Genomic DNA, 20,615 nt, shown 5'->3' on the forward strand with positions numbered 1-20,615 from the left:
CGGCGGTCTGCTTCGATCCCCGCTCGCGCTCCAGCTACCCGCTTCCGCGACCCGTTTCCGCAGACCGCTTCGCTCACTCACTCGCACCCCAGCGATGTACTCCAATAAGTCCGTCGGTGTCGTTTTCGAAGAGGAGACCATTGGAGTGAACATGGATGCGCACGTGCTCGCTGTGGACGTAGCAGTGATGACGCCAGCACAGGCAAACCGCGTTATTTAGGTCCGTGGGGCCGGTCCCATCGGCCCAGCCCTGCGCATGGTGGATGTCGCAGGTCTGATACGTATCGGTGCACCCGGGGAAGACGCATCCTCCGTCGCGAGCGATCACCGCATTTCTTTGATCGTCCGAATATAGGCGGGTGGCTTTACCCGCATCGAGCACAGTGCTTGAACCGGCAAACACGGTTCGAATGATCAGCGAATCGCACAGCAGGTGCCCCAACTGGGAGGGAAGTAGCGGAGTACCATCGCCGAGCACAGCCGGCTCGTATCCGACGAAACCTTCCGGCGAGGGATCGTCGGGGATGGTCCCGCGAGCATCACCTAGGCTGGCGGCGGTTTCAGCGGTTCCGGCCTGATGGCTGCACGCTTCATCCCCACCGGCTCGATCTCCACCGGCCTGATCTCCAGCAGATAGATCACTATCAGCTCGAGTGCCACCAGCTTCAGCCATCGCCTCTTGGACCGACGCAACCAATCCAGCAGCGCGACGACGTTCCGGAGTGAAGCCGGAACTTGTGCACTCGCCGCGCCAGCCCAAGCCCTTACCCGAGACTGAGCACACCGGTGCCGAGGATGGAGTTGATTTCAAGGAAGCAACGGAATCCTCCAGCCCACAAATCCCCGGTTGCATATACCGAGTGTCAAGCGACTGGGCGCGCGCGACCTCCACGTCGTTTACCCGCCCGCACTTCTTTTGTGCTTCCAGGCAGTACGGGCATTGAGGCGTACCCGCCAAAGGATGCGAATGACCACAGGCGATATCGAACTTCGCGGCCGACGCGATCTCTATCCTTCGATAGGAGGCGTCTAATTTTGCGAGTTTCTTTTTTACGAATTCACTCTCATCGCCATCGATGCGATCCGGTGGCCGCCCGGTACTTCCCGAATCAACGAGTTTGCCTGAGCCTCCAGTGCCGCCCGGATCTCCGGGACTGTCCGAGCCGCCAGCACCGCCAAACCTTGCGGAACCACCAGCTTCGCCGGCACCGCCAAACCCTGCGGAACTACCAAATTCACCAAGACCACCCGACTCACCAGGCTTGTCCAAAATCCCGAGCATCGTTGGTTTTTCGAAAGCGCTCCCGCATTTCTTTGCTCCAGCGTCCGTGCCAACCTCTGCGCTAGTAGCCTTTCCAACACTGAGTTCGGCATAGCGTTCAAGCGTTTCCATCGGAACCCGAACCATTACGTAGCTCAAAACTCGATTGTTTTGGCGCGCGCCTTCCGTTGGCTGGCCGCCTGCACCGTTGAGAATTGCTGTTGTGAAAGCAGCCGCTCGGCGCTGGGCAACGCTACGGTGATCATCTTTGGCTTTACGCCCCATGATGGAGTTGAACCAGGCGTTGACGTGGTGACCGTCGATGTCATCAAAATCGCCACTGAGCTTCCATCCGGTGCCGTCATCCTTCGCGAATAACGATAGCCGCGACACTTGGGAAACACGCTTGGCCTTGCGCTCCATAACAACGGGGAAAACCTTGATCGCCCAGGCCCGAAGAGCCTTGCCAAAAGCCTCCGGCGTCGTCGCCTTCTTCGCGAGCTCAAGAAGAAGCGCCTCTTCTTCCGGGTTTTCGGCGAGATACTCCCGGATCTTGGAAGCGCTCCCCACCCGAGCTTTTAGAACATCGACGAAACCTACCGGAAGCGCGCCATCTTTCACCGCCTGGCCAAATAACGGAAATTCAACCGCCGTTCGCGCGCGCTCCATCGCCTTCCGCGCAGCCGCGCCTGACTCGCCCTTACTCTCGAGCAGGTCCTTCGGGTGCGGATATTGCACCGGGTCAGTGAAGTTTCCCTGGGGCACCGCCGTAGGAGCCACCGGTTCGCGCCCTTCCTCCGCCGCTTGCCGATTCTTCTTCGCCACCCTTGCCACCTCAGCACGTGCCTCCGCTTCTCCCAGCCACGCCGCTTCGACGCCCTGCAACGCGTTTCGGCGCGCGACGACGCCCGCAATCAACCGCTCGAGATCGCCATTGTTGATCTCTGCCAGCGGCAACTCACGCAGGTCCGCGGTGATTCCATCCAGCTCAGAAAATAGTTTTTTGGCGGCCCCGGGAAATGAAACGGTTGCCTCGACAGCCCTGGAGCCGAAGCAATTTGCGCCCAAGCCACCAGCACCCGAACCATCAGTGCCGACCGGGACCAAAACCGCGGATTCCGCAGCGCCGTCGAACAATGTTGCCCCCTCGGGACTTGAAGGCGGGGATAGCTCATCACCTGGCTTCGGTAATGCCGACATGAGCTCACCTCCCTCACATTCATCCCGGTACCTACCGACAAAAAGATTATATCTTTTCTGGTTAGATTTGACAATGTTTAAAACGTTTTAAACGCATTGCGATCTTATAACGATTTTTCATTCTTTTTAACGCACTAATGTTCCATTCAAAGTCTGGCACACCGCTCCGACACGACTTTCGACCGCAGGTCCATGCCGCCAGCGAAACACCCCTCACGATTTACTTACGCTTCCGTAAGTTGCGATATTGTTACCCCCAGTTGAACGGAGGAACGCGTGGTAGAACAGCAAAATCAGACCGGAGCCGCCCCCGCGGAAAACCGCACCGCCCCCGCGGAACCCCAGTGCGCCCCGGAAACTCTGCGCCAAGACCAGCATGAGGATAAGTTCCGGCAGGGGAAGCCAATTAGCTTCACCCCCGCGGTGGTCGAGGTGGCCGAGGAGATGTCGATCCCGCGAGTGCTGCGAAACAATGCGCGCAACCTCCCCGATCAGCAGATCATCGCGCGGAAAAGCGCCTACGGAACCTGGTCGGCGCTGAGCTGGCGGGCATTCGAAGCCGATTATCGGGCGTTGGCGCGCGGATTCATCGCGCTCGGGGTGCGGCCGGGCGAGCGGCTGGCGATTATGTGCCACACCCGCTACGAATTCACGCTGATTGATGCCGCACTCTGGTCAATTGGCGCCATGGCGGTTCCCATCTACGAAACCGACTCGGCCGAGCAGGCCGCGTGGATCGTGGAGGACGCCCAGTGCCGCATGGCGATCGTGGAAAACGCGCAAATGCAGGGAATGCTTGCCCCGCTCGCCGCGAAGATCAACACGCTCGAACAAATCTTCGTTATCGAATCGGACGATCTGACGAAAATCGCCGCGCGCGGTGATTTAGAGCTCGAGAACGAAATCGACCGCCGAATTGACGCGATCCACGCCTCCGACGTTGCCACGATTATCTATACCTCGGGCACCACCGGCCGCCCGAAGGGCGCGAAGATCACCCACCGCAATCTGCTCCACCTCGCGATTAATGGCCCGCTGGACAACAATCTGCGCGACCTTTTCTTCCCGAACAAGCGCACGTTGTTATTCCTGCCGATGGCCCACGTTTTTGCGCGATTTATTAACGTCGCGGCGCTCTATCATTCGCTTTATATCGCCTACGAACCAGACACCAGCCAGCTGGTGAGCTCGATGGCGAGTTTCCAGCCGGACTTCTTCCTCGCCGTCCCTCGAGTTTTCGAGAAGATCTACAACGCGATTGACGCGAAGAACACCGGTTTCAAACAAAAAATGTTCCGCTACTACGCCAAGGTTGCGATTGAGTATTCGCGCGCGCTAGAAACCCCGGAAGGCCCCAATCTCCGCCTGCGCGCCGCGCATATCGCCGGAGACCACCTGGTTTACGGGAAAATTCGCGAGGCCACCGGCGGCAAGCTCACCTACGCGATTTCCGGTGGGGCGCCACTTTCGGCACGGCTGGCGCACTTCTTCCGCGGCGCGGGAATCACGATTCTGGAAGGTTACGGCACCACCGAGACGACGGCGCCTACCGCCGTCAATCAGCCAAACCGAATGCGGGTTGGCTCGGTGGGGCCCGCATATCCGGGTACACGCGTGGTCGAGGCGCCGGACGGAGAAATCCTGGCGAAGGGCGATCATATTTTCGCCGGCTACCTCAATAATGACGAAGCCACCAAGGAGTCCTTTACCGACGACGGCTGGTACCGGACCGGCGACATCGGGAAAATCGATGCGGACGGCTACATCTGGATTACCGGCCGTAAGAAGCAACTCATCGTGACGGCGGGCGGAAAGAACGTCTCCCCCGCGGTGCTCGAGGATCGCTTGCGCTCGCATCCGCTGATTTCCGAGGTGGTCATTGTGGGCGATAAGAAGCCATTTATTGCCGCGCTGGTGACCCTGGATCGGGACATGCTCCCGGTGTGGCTGAAGAATAAGGGCTTGGGAAATATGACCCTGGCGCAGGCCGCCACCGACCCGCAAGTGATTGCCGCGATTGACCGCGCCATAAAGCGCGCAAATAGCGCGGTTTCGCGCGCCGAATCGGTACGGAAGTTCGTTATTTTACCTACTGATTTCACGCCCCAGAACGGCTACCTCACGGCCTCGCTAAAAGTGAAGCGTGACCTGGTGTTGCGCGATTTCAACGACGTCGTCGAACGAGATCTGTACGGCAACAGCAGCAAATAAACCGCCCTCCACCCAAAAGACGTAAGGTAGGGACAAGAAATCCGCGACTGCCCCGGGAATACGCACGGGAGTAGGCCTTCTATTATGCGCGGGGTGCGACGAGGAGTTTAGAGCCATGAAAAAGCCGAGCGAGAAACCGGTTTTCCGCAATAGCGCCGGGGAATCCTTTATCCCCAGCTCAATTCAGGTTACCGATGACATGTCCCTGCCGGCGCTGTATCGCTGGAAGAGCGAGGAAGAGCCGGACAAGACCATCATCAAAACCAAGAATGCGGATGGTTCGTGGAATTCAATTACCTGGCGGCAATTCCGCGAGGATTACCTATCCCTCGCGCGAGGGCTCGTCCGGGCGGGCCTGCAACCCGGTGACCGCTACGCGATTATGGCGCATACGGGATACGAGTTCGTGGTGGTGGATTTCGCGGTCTGGGCCGCGGGCGGGCTCCTGGTACCGATTTACCAAACCGACTCCCCCGAACAAATTATGTGGATTATCGAGGATTCGCGTTGCCGGGGCGGTTTCGCCGAAGACGGCCTGATGGCCGAGGAGATGCAGCCCGCGGTCGGCCAGTTTGATTTCTTTGAGCGCGTAGCCTCTGTATCACCGGAAAGCCTGCGCGAGTTGTCGGTTCCCGCCGACGCCGAAGGCGCCGCGGAGCTGGACGCAGAGATTAACCGCCGCATTGACGCCACCCGCGCGGATGATCCGGCCACGATTATTTACACTTCCGGCACCACCGGGCGCTCCAAGGGCTCGATTATTACGCACCGCAATTTCCTTCACGTGGTGCTCAACGGTCCGCTAGATATGGATCTTGGCGAAGTTGTGCGCGGGCGCTCCACACTGCTCTTCCTCCCGCTCGCGCACGTTTTTGCGCGCTTCATTAACCTGCTGTGCCTCTATTCGGGACGCTACATTGGCTACGTCTCCGATTTTTCTACCGTGCTTGACGACGTACAGAGTTTCCAACCGGAATATTTACTCCTGGTGCCGCGGGTTCTGGAAAAGATTTACACCGCCGCCGATACCCGTGTTTCGGGGGCGCAGCAAAAAATTCTGCGCCACTACGCTCAGGTGGCAGCGGATTACTCGAAGGCGCTGGAAACAGAAGAAGGCCCTTCCGCGGCACTTCGGGCGCAGCACGCCCTGGGCGACAAGCTCGTTTACGCTAAAATCCGTGAGCTTATGGGGCCCCGCCTGCGCTACATCGTCTCCGGCGGCGCGGCGCTCGGGCAACGTCTAGGGCACTTCTACCGCGGCGTTGGTTTTACCGTGCTGGAAGGCTACGGAGCTACCGAGACGACGGCGCCCACCACCGTCAACCGCACCGATTACCAAAAAATTGGCTCCACCGGGCCGGCCTATCCCGGCACGCGCGTGCGCACCGCGAAGGACGGCGAAATCCTCGTCAAGGGCGATCACGTTTTCGCCGGATACCTCAATAATGACGAGGAAACCAAGAAAGTCTTTACCGACGACGGCTGGCTGCGCACCGGTGACCTGGGCGAAATCGATGCGGACGGCTGGGTGTGGATTACCGGCCGGAAGAAGGACATTATCGTCACCGCCGGTGGCAAGAACGTGGCTCCCGCCCCGCTTGAGGAGCGCTTGCAGGGCTACCCACTCGTCTCGCAGGTGGTGGTTCTGGGAGATGGGCGGCCGTTCATTTCCGCGCTGATTACCTTGGACGAAACCGCTCTCCCCGCCTGGCTCAAATCGAAGGGCCTGCCGGAGATGAGCGTGGCCGAGGCCCGCAAGAATCCCGATGTCATCGCCGCGCTTGATGCCGCCATTAAGCGCGCCAACCGCGGAGTTTCGCGAGCTGAATCCATTCGCCGCTTCTCCATCCTCCCGGAGGACTTTTCGGTCAATAATGGCCGCATGACGGCGTCGGCAAAGGTCAAGCGCAATGTGGTGCTACGCGATTACAGCGATCTCATTGACGCGCTCTACAACCGCGCCGAAGGCGAGGACGTCTAGCGCGGGTGCCTAGCGAACACCTCTGTGATTCTGCACAAAGGTTGAGGCGTGTCCGAGACATAGTGATTTCCGCGGGGTACCTTGGCTACAGGTATTTAACTTACGGTGCCGTAACCACATTGGAGGAATCATGACTGACCGCGACGAGAGCTTCACGCCCGGAAAGATTCGCGTGACCGACGAAATGTCTATTCCCTGGCTCTTCCGCAATATTGCGAGCGAGCAGCCGGACCGTAAGGCCATCGCCGTTAAGTCCTACGGCGGCTGGTCGGATATCACCTGGCGAACCTTTACCGGGGCTTACCGCGCCCTGGCCCGCGGTTTTATTGACCTCGGCGTGCAGCCCAAAGATCGAGTAGCGATTATGTGCCATACTCGCTACGAGTTCACGCTGCTCGATTTTGCGCTCTGGTCCATTGGAGCGCTGGCGGTGCCTATTTACGAGACCGATTCGACCGACCAGGCGCGGTGGATTATTGACGATGCACACTGCCGCTTCGCCGTCGTCGAAAACGAACAAATGCGCTCCACCGTGGCACCCGCACTGGAAGAATTCGAGCACTTCAAAGAAATTTTCGTTATTGAAGCGAACGATTTGGATCGCCTCGCCACCCGCGGCGGCCGCGAGCTCGACGCGCAAATCGACGCGCGCACCGACGCTATTCGCGCCGATGATTTAGCCACGATTATCTACACTTCCGGCACCACCGGGCGTTCCAAAGGCGTGCAGCTTACGCACCGCAATCTGCTACACGTGGCGATGAATGGCCCCCTGGATGAGAACCTTGCACCGATTCTTACCGGCAAGCGCACGATCTTGTTCCTCCCCATGGCCCACTCTTTTGCGCGGTTTATCAACCTGGTGGCGCTGTATCAGGGCGAAGTGATTGCCTACGCGCCGGATACGAAGAACCTCATAGCGGATATTCAGTCTTTCAAACCCGAGTACGTACTGGCGGTGCCGCGCGTTTTCGAGAAGATCTACAATGCCGCGGACGCGAAATCGGCCGGCCCCAAGCAGAAGATTTTCCGCTACTACGCCAAGGTCGCCATTGCCTATTCGCGCGCGCTGGATACCGAGGCCGGGCCGTCTCTGCCGCTGCGTCTTTCCCACGCCGTCGGCGATCGCCTGGTCTACTCGACGCTCCGTGATCTGCTCGGCGGGGAGCTGAAGTACGCAATTTCCGGCGGCGCCCCGCTCGGCGAGCGCCTCGGGCACTTCTTCCGCGGAATTGGCATCACGGTGCTGGAGGGTTACGGCACCACCGAAACGTCCGCCCCCACCACCGTCAACCGCATCGGCCATCAGAAGATTGGCTCGGTGGGCCCGGCCTACCCCGGTTGCCACGTTGCCACTGACGCGGATGGTGAAATCTTGGTGAAGGGCGATCACGTGTTCACGGGTTATGTGGGCGACGACGCCGCCTCTCGGGAATCCTTTACCGAGGACGGTTGGTTCCGCACCGGCGATATTGGCCATATCGATGAGGATGGATTCATCTGGATTACCGGGCGCAAGAAGGAACTCATTGTCACCGCGGGCGGGAAGAACGTTGCTCCGGCGCAACTGGAAGATAAGCTCCGCGGCCACCCGCTGGTTTCTCAAGTGGTTGTGGTAGGCGATCAAAAGCCGTTCATCTCCGCAGTTTTCACACTCGATGCGGAAATGCTGCCAATTTGGCTGAAGTCGAAAGGATTGGAATCCGAATCGGTGGCGGAGGCCGCGCGCGACCCGCAGGTAATTGCCGCGCTCGATCGCGCCGTCAAGCGTGCCAACCAATCGGTTTCGCGCGCCGAGTCGATTCGTAAGTTCGTGGTTTTGCCGACCGACTTTACGGTGCAAAACGGATATCTCACGGCTTCCCTCAAGGTAAAGCGGCAGCGCGTGCTACGCGACTTTGCCGAGATTATCGACGCGGAGATTTACGGCGGAAACTAGTCGCACCTATCGCCCGGCGAGTTCGTCTCGAATTCGCCGGTGATTTTCCACCGCTTCGGCTACTACCGCGGCGTGAATCCGTACCGCGATTTCCGGATCGAGTCCGGCCTCCTCGACCAGGCGGCGAAGGCGTTCCCGCTGGCGTTCCTCCCGCGCCATGTCTTTCGCCGGCATGGCGTGGGTGGCCTTGTAACGGCCAACCTTATCGGTGACGCCAAAACGGCGCGCCAGCACCGAGACGAGCTCTTGATCTAGTTCATCAATCCGCTCGCGCATTCGCGCGAGCTCGGGGTCAACTCCGCTCATGCGGTCTTCCCCTGCGAGCGCTTGGCAACATACTCGGGGGACGTCTTGCCCTCCACCGCGTCGCGGCTAACCACCACCTCGGAGACATCGTCCCGAGACGGAATCTCAAACATGGTTGAGGCCAAAACGCGTTCAAGGATAGTTCGCAACCCGCGCGCGCCTGTGCCGCGCCGCATGGCCTCTTGTGCCATGGCCGTCAGAGCGTCGTCGTCGAACTCAAGGCCTACCCCATCCAGCTCCAGCATGCGCCGATACTGCTTGACCAGGGCGTTCTTCGGCTCGGTAAGAATCCGCACCAGATCTTCTTCGGTTAGCGCGTTGACGGTGGCGACCACCGGAAGGCGCCCCACCAGCTCCGGAATCAGGCCAAAGCGATGCAGATCCTCCGGGGTAACCTCGGCCAACAGGTTTGGCGTTTTTTCCGCGTCGTGGAGTTGCGCGCCGAAGCCAATTCCGTGCGTGCCCTGGCACTGGGAAATAATGTCATCCATCCCATCGAAAGCGCCCGCGCAGATGAAGAGGATATTGGACGTATCGAGCTGGATATAGTCGCTTTGCGGATGCTTGCGCCCGCCCTGCGGGGGAACCGCGGCAACCGTTCCCTCAATAATTTTCAGTAGCGCCTGCTGCACGCCCTCGCCTGAAACATCGCGAGTTATCGAGGGATTCTCAGATTTGCGCGAGATTTTATCAATTTCGTCAATGTAGATAATGCCGCTTTCGGCGCGCTTGGGATCATCCCCGGCCGCCTGAATAAGGCGAAGCAGAATGTTTTCCACATCTTCGCCCACATAGCCTGCCTCGGTGAGCGCGGTGGCGTCCGCGATAGCGAAGGGGACATCGAGCATTCGTGCCAGTGACTGCGCCAGATAGGTTTTTCCCGTCCCGGTGGGCCCGAGCAGCAAAATATTCGATTTGCCGATTTCAACGTCGGTTTCCTGGCTCTTGCGCTTCGGCTTATTCATCTCCCGCAGGCGCTTGTAGTGGTTGTACACCGCCACCGAGAGCGTGCGTTTGGCCGCTTCCTGGCCAATCACGTATTCATTGAGGAATTCGAAGATTTCCGCGGGGGTAGGTAGTTTCGACGGCGCAGCTTCCGCCGCTTCTTCGCCAAGCTCCTCGGCGATGATCTCATTGCACAGCTCGATGCACTCGTTGCAGATGTAGACGCCCGAGCCGGTGATGAGCTTCTTCACCTGGCGCTGACTCTTCATGCAAAACGAGCATTTCAAGGTCTCTGCTGCATCAACTGTACGAGCCATGTATCCGTTGCTCTCCTCGACTACTCTTACCCGCCAAGCTTATCCAAAGGCGGCAAACGCGCGGCCTGCTGTTTCCACAGCTCGCCCTGTTTCCTCAACCTGCCTAACGCCTTCGATAACCCTACAATTCCCAGCGCCCAGCGCCGCGAAGCACACGCTCGGCGCGCCGAGCGCAAAGGGGCCGGCCACATACAAGAAGGCCGGGAGCGTAGCTTCCCGCCACGCCCCCGGCCTCTGCCCACGAAGGTTCTTTTTACCCCGTTCGCTAGAACGCTAACCCGCGATTTGCGGAGTATCGCTCCCCTTGCGAGATTCGAGCACCTGATCGACCAGACCGTAATCCTTCGCCTGCTGAGCGGTAAGGATCTTGTCACGCTGGATATCCTGGCGCACCTTCTCCGGATCCTGGCCGGAGTGGTGAGCGAGGGTCTCGACCAGCCAGTCCGTCATGCGGTCCAGCTCATCGGCAATAATCCCGATATCGGTTGCCTGCCCCTGCATTCCCTCCATGGCGGGCTGGTGGATCAGCACGCGCGCATTGGGAAGCGCGAGGCGCCGCCCGGCCGAACCGGCCGCGAGCAACACCGCCGCGGCGGAAGCCGCCTGGCCGAGGCACACCGTCTGAATCTCCGGCTTGATGTACTGCATCGTGTCGTAAATCGCGGTGAGGGCGGTGAAAGAGCCGCCCGGCGAGTTGATGTACATCGTCACTGGGGAATTCGGATCCATCGACTCGAGCACCAGGAGCTGAGCCATAATGTCGTCCGCGGAGGCATCGTCCACCTGCACACCGAGGAAGATAATGCGATCCTCAAAAAGCTTGGTGTACGGGTTGGACCGCTTGTAGCCGTAAGGCGTGCGCTCTTCAAAATCCGGGAGCACGTAGCGGGAGGTGGGCATCATCGGCGCGTTTCCGTAAGGAGCGGCGCCCTTCGCCATCATCTGCGGGAGCTGTCCGGCCGCGTTGAAGTTGATATCCATTAGTTCTCCCCCTCCGCGTTGGAATCGGACTCCGATGCCTTGCCCTTAAGCATGGCCTGAGACGGCTCAATGATGTGGTCAACGAAGCCGTACTCGAGCGCCTCTTCGGCCGTGAACCAGCGGTCACGCTCCGAATCCTCGAGGATCTGCTCCACCGTTTTGCCCGTGTGCTCGGCGTTCAGAGCGGAAAGCTCCTGCTTCATCTTGAGAATGAGGTCCGCATTAATACGGATATCCGCGGCAACGCCGCCCGCGCCGCCCGACGGCTGATGCATCAGAACGCGTGTGTGCGGCGTGATGTAGCGCTTCCCCTTCGTGCCGGCCGAAAGCAGGAACTGGCCCATAGAGGCCGCCATCCCCATTGCCACGGTCACCACATCCGGTTGCACGTACTGCATGGTGTCGTAAATCGCCATACCCGCGGTAACCGAGCCGCCCGGCGAGTTGATGTATAGATAAATATCGCTTTCGGGATCCTCCGCGGCCAGAAGCATGAGCTGGGCGCAAATCTCGTTCGCGTTCTCCTGCTTCACTTCCGATCCAAGCCAAATAATGCGCGACTTCAAAAGCCGCTGATAGACGGAATCGCCGAGCATATTCGGCTGCTCAGCGGCCATCCTCGGGGTGTTCTGCACAGTTAATCCTTCCTAGGGCACCGATTTCGGGTACGGCACCCGCATTGCCACTGAAGACTTTAACGACCAGACGAAAGCCGATTCATCCAGCCTCGTCTCTTTTTCGCTCATGGCGCATGGTAGCACCCCGCTCCGACCAGAAGTTGAGTCCCCTCCCATAAAGTTTCGCGCTTCTTCCCGACGCCGCCGCTCTCCTTCCCGACGCCGTAGATACTCCGGCGCGATGCGGCGGCCGGTGCCACCACTCCGGCACGAGGCACTGGCCGCCGCACCTGTTCCGGCGCGTACCAATGGCCAACCCTGCCGCAATGGAAGCGGGGCCGGGCTCAACCCGAAGTTGAGTCCGGCCCCGCCCATTCAGGGATTCACGAATGGATCATTTTCCGTTAGCGGGAAATTGCCACCCCAACACCCTTGCCAAAGATGGCAATGGAGCCGAAGTCGCCATTGTCTCCGTAGGCGAAACTGAAGTCGGCCTTGCCGGTCTTCAGCGAATTCTTCACGAAGAACTTGTTGCCACGCTGGACCGCAATCGTGTCCACGCCGTCGCCATCGAAATCGCCGGCAATCGCAACGTCATTCGAGTCACCGTACATGAAGTCGAAGTCGGCCTTGCCGGTCTTCAGCGAATTCTTCACGAAGAACTTGTTGCCACGCTGGACCGCAATCGTGTCCACATCATCGCCATCGAAATCGCCGGCAATCGCAACGTCATTCGAGTCACCGTACATGAAGTCGAAGTCGGCCTTGCCGGTCTTCAGCGAATTCTTCACGAAGAACTTGTTGCCGCGCTGGACGGCAATCGTGTCCACGCCATCGCCATCGAAATCACCGACCACGAAGGAATCCGTGGGGTTGCCGTACGTGAAGACGATATCCGCCACGCCCGGTGTATTCTGCTTGCGAAGCAGGAAGGCGTTTCCACGCTTCACGCCCGGGGTAGCAACGCCGTCGCCATCCCAGTCGCCGAAGAACACGTCCTCGCCCGTATCGCCGTATCCGAAGATGCTGTTCGCTACGCCGGTGCTGAGCGAATCACGCACGTAGACGTTGCCAACCTGCGGCCACGTCGGCTCCGGCGTCGGCTCCGGCGCGGGAACATCGCTAGCGCGGGCGGTCAGCCACTGCGACTGGGCGATCGGGTGATCAACCAAACGGGTTTCACCAATGCAACCAACGAATCCAGACTGACGCTGACCAGCGTAAGAACCGGCACCAAGCACCCAGGGCAGGCCCTCGGTACCCACGCCCACCACATCGGTGGAGTTGCGGAGCACTGGCACGCCATCCACGTACATAGTGGCCGTCTTGGTCTCGGGATCATTCACAACCACGAGGTGCATCCACTGATCGCGCTTGACGATCTCACCCGACCACGCGGAGCTTTCCGCCGGCGGGTTCTGGCCGTCGGTGAAGGAGAACTGAACTTCAGCGAGGTTCGAGAAGGCCCACGCGAACGGCGGCTCCTCACCTTCCGTGCCGGCGTAGCCCTTAATGTTCTGGCGCTGGCCGTCACGGGTCAGCCACTGCATCCAGGCGTTGTTCTCGTTATCAAACTCAGAGGAAATCGACACGAAGGTTTCGAAGGTGAAACCGTTCGGGAAGGTCTCCGCGTTGATCGGAGCGCCCTCGGCAGTCATGAAGTAGGAGGCGTTGTTATCATCGCGTCCGGCACCGCTGAAGCACATGGCACCAGAGTTAGCCGAAAGCGGGTGATGGTTCGCCGTCCAGGTCACGTCTGACTCCTGCGCGTTCGTCACCGAACCCTCGTTGAGCGGGGCGCGGGTGAAGTTGTTCGCCGGATCGGTGGCATCTTCAATCTCGTAGCCGACCGGAACGGTCTGGCCCTCGGTGAGGTCGGTGGGCATCTTCCAGTGGGCCACGGCGCCTTCTACCTTCTGGTAGTCGTCCGCGTCCTGGGCCGGCTGGGTGTCCTTCGCAGACGGCTCTTCAAAGGTGTCCAACCAAGCATTGAGCTGCTCGGTAGCGGACTTCTCGGTGGCCGGCTTCTGGCCGATCTTCAGCTCGGGGAACCGGGCCGCGAAATCGAAGTCGATGGTGAAGGTCTGGTTATCACCGGTCAGCTTCGCCTGATCGTCCGGAACCAGGGTGTCCTTCGGCTTCTGCGGAACCCACGGGGAGAAGGTGGTCTGGTGGATCTTGCCGTTGGCCAGATCGAACTCCACCACGCCCATGTAGCCGTTGCCGCCCATGTAGGCCATCTGGTAATCCATCAGCACCTGGTAGACGGGGTGGCCGAACTCGTTCGTGCGCTCCCACTTGGTTGCACCGTGGTGGTGTCCGTTGAAGGTGAGGAACACCTGATCGTTGTTCTTGATCAGTTCGTTCCAGACCTTCTCACCAAAGTCGGTGCGCAAGGGGGTGACGCCGTCGCCCTCAACGTTAATGAGCTGGTGGGAGTTGAGGATCGTCGGGGTCGTCTTGTAACGATCGAGGATTCCCTGCGCCCACTCGAAGGCCTTAGCGTCCGCGGCCCACGAAAGGTTGAGAACGAGGAACTGCGTACCATCGACGTTCACGAGGTGCGCTTCGTGAGCGCCGCTCGGGTCACGTTCAATGAAGGTGGAGTTCTTCGCGGCGCGCTCGGAGCTGAAGATGTTCTTGTAAATCGTGTAATCGGCCGAAAGGCCTTCTTCTTCGGCGGTGCGCCCGACGTCGTGGTTACCGGCCAGGATCGAGTACGGCTGGCCCGCCGCCTCGAGCTTCTTCATCGCCTTCGAGGCGATGGCCCATTGGTCGTCATGGTTCACCTGATCGACGACGTCGCCCAAATGCATGGTGAGCTTCAGGCCGAGCGCGTCAGCGTTGTCCACAATCCACTGAGTCTGGGAATCGTAAGGTTCGCTACCGTACATAGCGCCGAACTGGTTACCGCTGCTCTCGGTGGAGTAGCGCGAGTAGAACTGAGTGTCCGGGAGAACGGCCATGGAGAAGCGGTTCACGCCTTCGCCCTGATCCGTATCATCGTCATCAGCCGCCTTTACGGGAAGCGGAGCGCCGTTCTCATCCAGGTAGACCGTCTGAATTCCGGACTCGAGCACGCGACGCTCGACGTGGTCGAGGTCGTAGTTGTCATCGAGCACCGGGAAGAGGGAGATCGGGGTCATCACCATGGTGGCCGCCGGCATCTTGCCCGAGGCGAGCGGCTGCCCCTCGTAGGGCGCAATCTTGATGTCTAGGTGGCCGTAATGCTTACCGCCGGAAACCAGGTGCTTCACACCGTTTTTGTTGGTCTTCCACATTTCCGGCTCATCGGCCTGAGCCATCCAGATTGAGTGAGAGTTGAAGCGAAGCGGCACGTACTCGCCGTTTTCGTTCTTCACCATCTTCTCGCCGCGCAGGCCGTCGGAGGCCACGCCCACGTCCCAGTGGTAGATGCCGACGCCGTCGCCATCCTCGTCAACATAGGACGCCTGGAACATTTCATCGTGGCCGGAGAAGACCGAAGCTACCTGGTACTTCTCGAAAAGCGGTTCGAGGTGACGCATGGGCGTACCCGGCTGCAAATCGGAGAACTCGTGACCCATGGTGGTGCCGTGCGTACCGTTCGAGTAGGCCACGTGGTGGTACTGCACCACGATGGTCTGACCCTTGGAACGGGCATCCTTGAGCTGGGCTTCGAGCCACTTGTACTGATCCGAACCGGGCATGAAGTCCGGCTGATCAACCGAGTTCGGGTCCTGGCCTTCGCCCCACCAACCGGATTCAACCGTTTTCGGGAAGTCGCGGCGGATCTCCTCCATGGTGAACTGGTTCTGGGTGTCGGTGCCGAGCTGTTCCTCGGTAATATTCGCGTCATTGCCCTTCATATCCGCGGGAGCGGGCAAGGGCTGGTAGTTCGGATCGCCCTTTTGCTTCTTCGCCTCCGCCGACTCGGGCGACTGATCCGGCTGACCATTCGTCGAGTCGAGCGAGATGAAGGTGATCGGGCCGTAATCGGTGCGATGGTAAGCATCGCGCGCATCGGCGTTATCCGAACCATGGGTATCGAAAACCTGGTTGTAGGCGGCGCGGGCGCGGATCACGGAGGTGCGATCGTCCGGGGTGCCGTAACCGTAAACCTCGTGGTTGCCCAAGGAGGTAATTACCGGGATGGAATCGAGCGGGTGGCCCTTATCGCCTGCGAAGTAGCGGAACCATTCATCCCAATGCGTCTGCGAGGAGGCGCGCTCGGCGATATCGCCTGGGAGCAGCAGCAGATCCGGATCAGCATCGGCAATAGCGGCGTTGTTGATCTCCTGCGCCTGATCCTCGGTGAGGGCGTAGTTCACGGCATACTTGCCGTTACGGGTGCTACCACCGAACTTCTCATCCCAGGTGGAACCCTCGCCCGGGCGATCCTCGGAACCTTCAGCGAGGTTGAGCGTCTGCTCCCACTCGCGGTAGGTCACGCGGCCAATCGGATCGGTTTCCGTATCCGAGAAAGCAATAATGTGAATCGGCTTGGTGAGCTTGGAGCCCGCCGCCGGAAGCGTCGAGAAGTCCGCGGCGTGCTCGTAGCCATCAACTTCCACCTTGTACTGGTAGGTGGAATCAGCCGTCAAACCGTCGAGATCAATCGAGTACTTGAAGGGCTTATCGGCACGAATCCACGCACCTTGCGCAACCTTGAGGGCCTTCTTACGGGTGAGGTCGCCCTGCGTGAGTTCGTAGTCCTGGTAATCATTGACGGGGTTGTGAACGCCCTTGACGGTCTTAACCAAACCGGTAGGGGGCAGGCCCGGGCCGGTTACCGTCAGCTTCGCGTCATGTCCGAGCTCGGTGAACCAATTGATTGTGATGCCCGTATCGGACGGCCGCTGCAAGTACGGCAACACGCGGAATCCAGGCCGCGGGTCGAGCGGAACGGTCTTGCCGTCCACCACCGTCGGATTGTCATTCGTTGACGCGAGAGCCGGCGAGTAAATACCCGGCGTCGGCACTTCGTCAGCGAGGGCACCGGAGGGTAGGCTCACCACGCCGAGCGGCGCGAGAGCAAGCGCCACCAAGGCGCAAAGTCCCTTCTTCGGTGATCTCATTTTCTTCTCCATTTTTCTTTGAGTGAGATGTGTTGTCAGGAATGAGATGCGCGCCGACGTGGAAGACGCAAGAACGATGCAAACGCCCTACGCGGAAACGCATGGTGAACCTACGGCGCACATGTGAACACGCTGTAAATTCCCGGAGAAGAGTTGGCGATAATCGTTATCGACTAGACTCGCGCCACGCCAGAACGGCTGAAATAAACGCATTCCGCGCCGGTCGAACACGAATGTGAGATACGTCGGAGGGATTAAAAACGGCGGCGCCCCCGATTCCTCGGGGGCACCGCCGTTGGGCGCGTATTAGACGCGCGACTGATAAGAAGCGCTTAGATAAGCTTCTCCAACTTGGAAATAAGAGACTTGCGGGCCTTACCCGCCTTCTCGGCATTGAGAACGCGCTGGACCTCGGCGCTGTCCTTGCCCTCGACGTACTCCATCACATCGTCGATCTTCAAACCGCTCGGATCGAAATCGCCATCTTCGGCCCCGGCGGCTTCATCAGCCGAATCCGCGGACTCTGCCGACTCAGCGGATTCTGCCGACTCAGCAGAATCAGCCGACTCCGGAGACTCTGCGCCCTCGGCCTTCTTAGCCGACTTCTTAGCGGCCGGCTTGCTGGCGGCCTTCTTCGGGGCGGGCCGCTTGGGCTCCTGCGAGAAGTCCGGATCGTCGTTCTCCTCTTCCGGCTTCTCACCAACCACAGCCACGACGTCAACATCATTGCCCTCGGTGTCCTTCACCTGCGCCAAGCGGAGGGCGGAAACGAGGCCCTTGCCGCGCGCAAGCTCGCCGGAGAAGGCCGAAATCTGGCCGGTCTGCACGGCCGCCGAAATAAACTGGTTGGGATCCATGCCGTAAAGCTGCGCCTGCTGCACCAGGAAGTTGAACAGCTCGTCCTGCTGGACGGAAACGCCGAACTTCTCAGCCAGAACGTCAAGCATGAGCTGATCCTTCAGGCTAGAGGTGATCTCCTCGCGCACCTCGGCACCGTGGGCGTCGTCCTCATCCTTGCCCTCGGACTGCAGGTGCTGGCGAACCTGCTCGTCGATAATGGAGTCCGAAAGCGGCACCTCAACCGAATCCCGCAACTGCTCAATGAGCTTGGTGCGAGCCTGGGCGATCTGCTTTTCGCCGGCTTCCTTCTCCGACTTTTCACGCAGAGAGGCCCGCAACTCCTCGAGGGTATCGAATTCGGAGGCCATCTCGGCAAAGTCGTCGTCGGCCTCGGGAAGCTCCATCTCCTGGACCTTCTCAACCGTCACGGAAACTTCCGCTTCTTCGCCGGCGTGATCGCCGCCCACCAGTGCGGAGGTGAAGTTCGCTTCTTCGCCGGCGGACTTGCCAGTGACCGCCTCGTCAAGGCCGTCAATCATGTTGCCGGCGCCAATCCGGTAGGAAACACCGGAAGCGGTATCAATCTCTTCGCCGTCGATCACGGCAGAAAGGTCGATCGTGACGTAGTCACCTTCGGCTGCAGCGCGCTCAACCGTCTTCAGGGAGCCGAAACGCTCGCGCAACTCGGTCAGAGCCTTTTCGACATCGTCGTCGGACACCGCCACCGGATCGACTTCAATCTTCAGATCCTTGGGGTTGGGAATAATGATTTCGGGGCGCACATCAACGGTCACGTCGAAAGCCAGCGGGCCTTCTTCGCCGCGCTCCACCGGCATCTCGCGAACGTCAACCTCGGGGCGACCGAGCGGGGAAAGCTCATGCTCTTCCAGAGCCGAGGTGTAGTAATCGTCCATCGAATCGTTGACGGCCTGCTCCACGATCGCGCCGCGGCCAATCTGCGCCTCCAGCACTCGCGCCGGCACGTGCCCGCGACGGAAGCCCGGGATCTGCACCTGGGTCGCGATCTTCTTAGCGGCCTTGTCGATTTCCGGCTGCAGTTCTTCGTAAGGTACCTCGATGCTCACCTTCGCGCGGGTGGCTTCGAGCAGTTCGTAGGAGCTCTTCACTATTTCTCCATGTTCTAGGTCTTAAGGGCAATTCGCCCGACTTGAAAGGCACGCGGCCCACTTACAGGCCCAAAACGCGCATTGCGTTTAGGCATACCGGCTAATTCTAAGCCAAATCTGCCTTTTCGCGCTTGTGGGTAGCCTTACGCTTTCAGTGGAGCGCGTTACTTAAGGCGCGCGAGGCGCATAAGCGACGACGCCGACTCTCTCGGCCGCGGTCGCGCCCCGGCAACCACCGCGGGCCTGGTAACCATCTCAGGCCCGCCGGGCCCGGCCCGATCAGGCAAACCGCGCCCGCCGCTTGCTCACACCTCGAGCATCTTCCGCCATTTCTCGCGGGTCAATGCCCGCACAACGGCGTCGTCGTCACCACCTCCGGCAACGGAAGCATCTGCGTAATGAATACCCGTATCCTTTAACCCAATTTTTTCCATCACCCGCAGGCTCGCACCATTCGCCGACGCCGCAAACCCGCCAATCACGTCTAGACGCTCCACGCCCAGCAAATAGTCGCGGACTTTAGACGCCGCCTCGGTGGCCAGACCCATCCCCCACACGCGCCGATCAAGGCACCAGGCGAGTTGCCACTCAATTTCCTGCCCCTCGTACACCGCAGGTTTCCCATCCGGCTGCGGGGCGGGGGTCGCTCCCACAAAGCCCACCAAATCTCCCGCCTTGAGGAGGATCTCCCCGCGATCCCGCAGCGAGTACTTGAGCCGCGCCGCCCACAAGCCGAAGCCGCGCTCCACCAGGTCAGCCTGGAACATTGCAACCTCGCGGGCCGCGCGCTCCGCCGAAATTGTTTCGCCTATAAACTCTCGGGCCTTTTCATCGGCATTAATTGCCGCCCAAGCCTCGGCATCCTCGCGGCGCCAGCCAGTAAGAAAGAGGTGGCGGGTTTCAATTTCGATAACGTCATCAAGACGCGCAAATGGATCGCTCATGTGCGCCATTGTCTCACCACGGCGAAGGGGCGGCCACCGGGCAGGCGCTGCGGCCGGCAGGCGCTATCCCGGCAATCTATAGCGCCCGCAAACTCTCGCGCCAGGCTAGCGCCACCGCCGGGCAAGCGCGAACTACTTGACATCCGAATATCGTTATTCGATACTTTAGGCATGAATCGGATCACAGTTTTCGCCATTAAGCTCCTGCTGGCCGCCTGCACGCTGGGAACTGTCCTCGCGGCTATGCTCACGCCCTGGTTAGTGGATGCCATTCTCGCGGAAGCCCCAGAAAATGGCTCTTTCCGCTGGCCTTTCACCATTGGCGCATGGATTTGCGCAATTTGCCTGATTTCCCTCATTACCGCGATCTGGCGCATGACGGATTTTGCGGAGAGCTTTACCAAGGCGCCAGAGGGCTGGATCAACGTTGCGATTAAGGCAATCAGCGTCGCATTGGTGGTCATGTTGATTCTGTTCGCCTGGACGCTTTTCTTGCCCGCGCAGCACTTCGGGGTTTCGCTGGTGGGTATTGCCGCCATCATTGTGGTTGCGCTGGGAGATTTGCTCGCCATCGTATTGCGAGATTTGCTCCACCGCGCCGTCACGATGGAGCACGAGCTCTCCGAGGTTATCTAATGGCGATCCGCATTTCCCTCGATGAAGTCATGGAGCGAAGCGGGGTGAGCGTGAGCGGCCTGGCCGAGCGCATTGGCATTACCGCCGCCAACCTCTCTATTTTGAAGAACAACCGCGCTCGGGCGGTGCGCTTCTCTACTCTCTCGGCAATTTGCCGCGAGCTCGGTTGCCAACCGGGCGACCTGTTACGTTTCGTCCCCGACGCCGAGGGCCCGCAGGTCGGCGGCGCCGAGGACGGCGATTAGAAAACGCT

Annotated in this window: 13 protein-coding genes; 5 read left to right on the forward strand and 8 right to left on the reverse strand. The window is 59.9% G+C overall.

The features are described from left to right. Positions 1-73: 73 nt before the first annotated feature. Positions 74-2,461 (reverse strand): HNH endonuclease signature motif containing protein, encoded by a 2,388-nt coding sequence (locus BN2664_RS01515; RefSeq protein ID WP_007000458.1) that lies wholly within the window; start codon positions 2,459-2,461, stop codon positions 74-76. A gap of 276 nt (positions 2,462-2,737) precedes the next feature. On the opposite strand from BN2664_RS01515, the gene BN2664_RS01520 reads away from it, so the two are divergent. The 3 genes from BN2664_RS01520 (at position 2,738) to BN2664_RS01530 (ending at position 8,592) form a co-directional block, all read left to right on the forward strand. Continuing rightward, positions 2,738-4,672, forward strand: coding sequence for an AMP-dependent synthetase/ligase (locus BN2664_RS01520; protein WP_007000459.1), 1,935 nt, complete (start codon positions 2,738-2,740; stop codon positions 4,670-4,672). A gap of 115 nt (positions 4,673-4,787) precedes the next feature. Next, positions 4,788-6,653, forward strand: coding sequence for an AMP-dependent synthetase/ligase (locus tag BN2664_RS01525; protein ID WP_007000460.1), 1,866 nt, complete (start codon positions 4,788-4,790; stop codon positions 6,651-6,653). A gap of 130 nt (positions 6,654-6,783) precedes the next feature. Beyond that, on the forward strand, positions 6,784-8,592 hold the full coding sequence (locus BN2664_RS01530) for an AMP-dependent synthetase/ligase (RefSeq protein WP_007000461.1): 1,809 nt from the start codon (positions 6,784-6,786) through the stop codon (positions 8,590-8,592). Positions 8,593-8,598: 6 nt separating this feature from the next. Here the strand turns inward: BN2664_RS01530 and BN2664_RS01535 are convergent, their stop codons facing one another. The 7 genes from BN2664_RS01535 to BN2664_RS01565 form a co-directional block, all read right to left on the reverse strand. After that, the gene (locus BN2664_RS01535; protein WP_007000462.1) at positions 8,599-8,898 is read right to left on the reverse strand and encodes a chorismate mutase; all 300 of its coding nucleotides are present in this window, start codon (positions 8,896-8,898) and stop codon (positions 8,599-8,601) included. Then, positions 8,895-10,160 (reverse strand): ATP-dependent Clp protease ATP-binding subunit ClpX, encoded by a 1,266-nt coding sequence (clpX, locus tag BN2664_RS01540; RefSeq protein WP_058120592.1) that lies wholly within the window; start codon positions 10,158-10,160, stop codon positions 8,895-8,897. The genes BN2664_RS01535 and clpX overlap by 4 nt, the downstream gene beginning before the upstream one ends. A 273-nt stretch (positions 10,161-10,433) precedes the next feature. Next, a complete protein-coding gene (locus BN2664_RS01545) occupies positions 10,434-11,099 on the reverse strand; it encodes an ATP-dependent Clp protease proteolytic subunit (RefSeq protein WP_040317091.1) in 666 nt (221 codons plus the stop codon). A 41-nt stretch (positions 11,100-11,140) separates the two neighbouring features. Then, the gene (locus tag BN2664_RS01550; RefSeq protein WP_040316929.1) at positions 11,141-11,758 is read right to left on the reverse strand and encodes a ClpP family protease; all 618 of its coding nucleotides are present in this window, start codon (positions 11,756-11,758) and stop codon (positions 11,141-11,143) included. 404 nt (positions 11,759-12,162) lie between these two features. Beyond that, complete coding sequence (locus BN2664_RS01555) at positions 12,163-16,815, reverse strand: metallophosphoesterase (protein ID WP_197408632.1); 4,653 nt, start codon at positions 16,813-16,815, stop codon at positions 12,163-12,165. Positions 16,816-17,147: 332 nt separating this feature from the next. Continuing rightward, positions 17,148-18,782, reverse strand: coding sequence for a trigger factor (gene tig, locus BN2664_RS01560; protein ID WP_007000468.1), 1,635 nt, complete (start codon positions 18,780-18,782; stop codon positions 17,148-17,150). A 305-nt stretch (positions 18,783-19,087) separates the two neighbouring features. Further along, a complete protein-coding gene (locus BN2664_RS01565; protein WP_007000469.1) occupies positions 19,088-19,726 on the reverse strand; it encodes a GNAT family N-acetyltransferase in 639 nt (212 codons plus the stop codon). 171 nt (positions 19,727-19,897) lie between these two features. Between BN2664_RS01565 and BN2664_RS01570 the strand changes: the two genes are divergently transcribed. Both BN2664_RS01570 and BN2664_RS01575 read left to right on the forward strand, forming a co-directional pair. Further along, positions 19,898-20,362 (forward strand): DUF2975 domain-containing protein, encoded by a 465-nt coding sequence (locus tag BN2664_RS01570; RefSeq protein WP_007000470.1) that lies wholly within the window; start codon positions 19,898-19,900, stop codon positions 20,360-20,362. Next, positions 20,362-20,607, forward strand: a complete 246-nt coding sequence (locus BN2664_RS01575; protein ID WP_007000471.1) for a helix-turn-helix domain-containing protein — start codon at positions 20,362-20,364, stop codon at positions 20,605-20,607. Before BN2664_RS01570 ends, BN2664_RS01575 begins: the two co-directional genes overlap by 1 nt. Positions 20,608-20,615: the final 8 nt, after the last annotated feature.

It is taken from the genome of Actinobaculum massiliense, from assembly GCF_001457435.1.
GTDB lineage: Bacteria > Actinomycetota > Actinomycetes > Actinomycetales > Actinomycetaceae > Actinobaculum > Actinobaculum massiliense.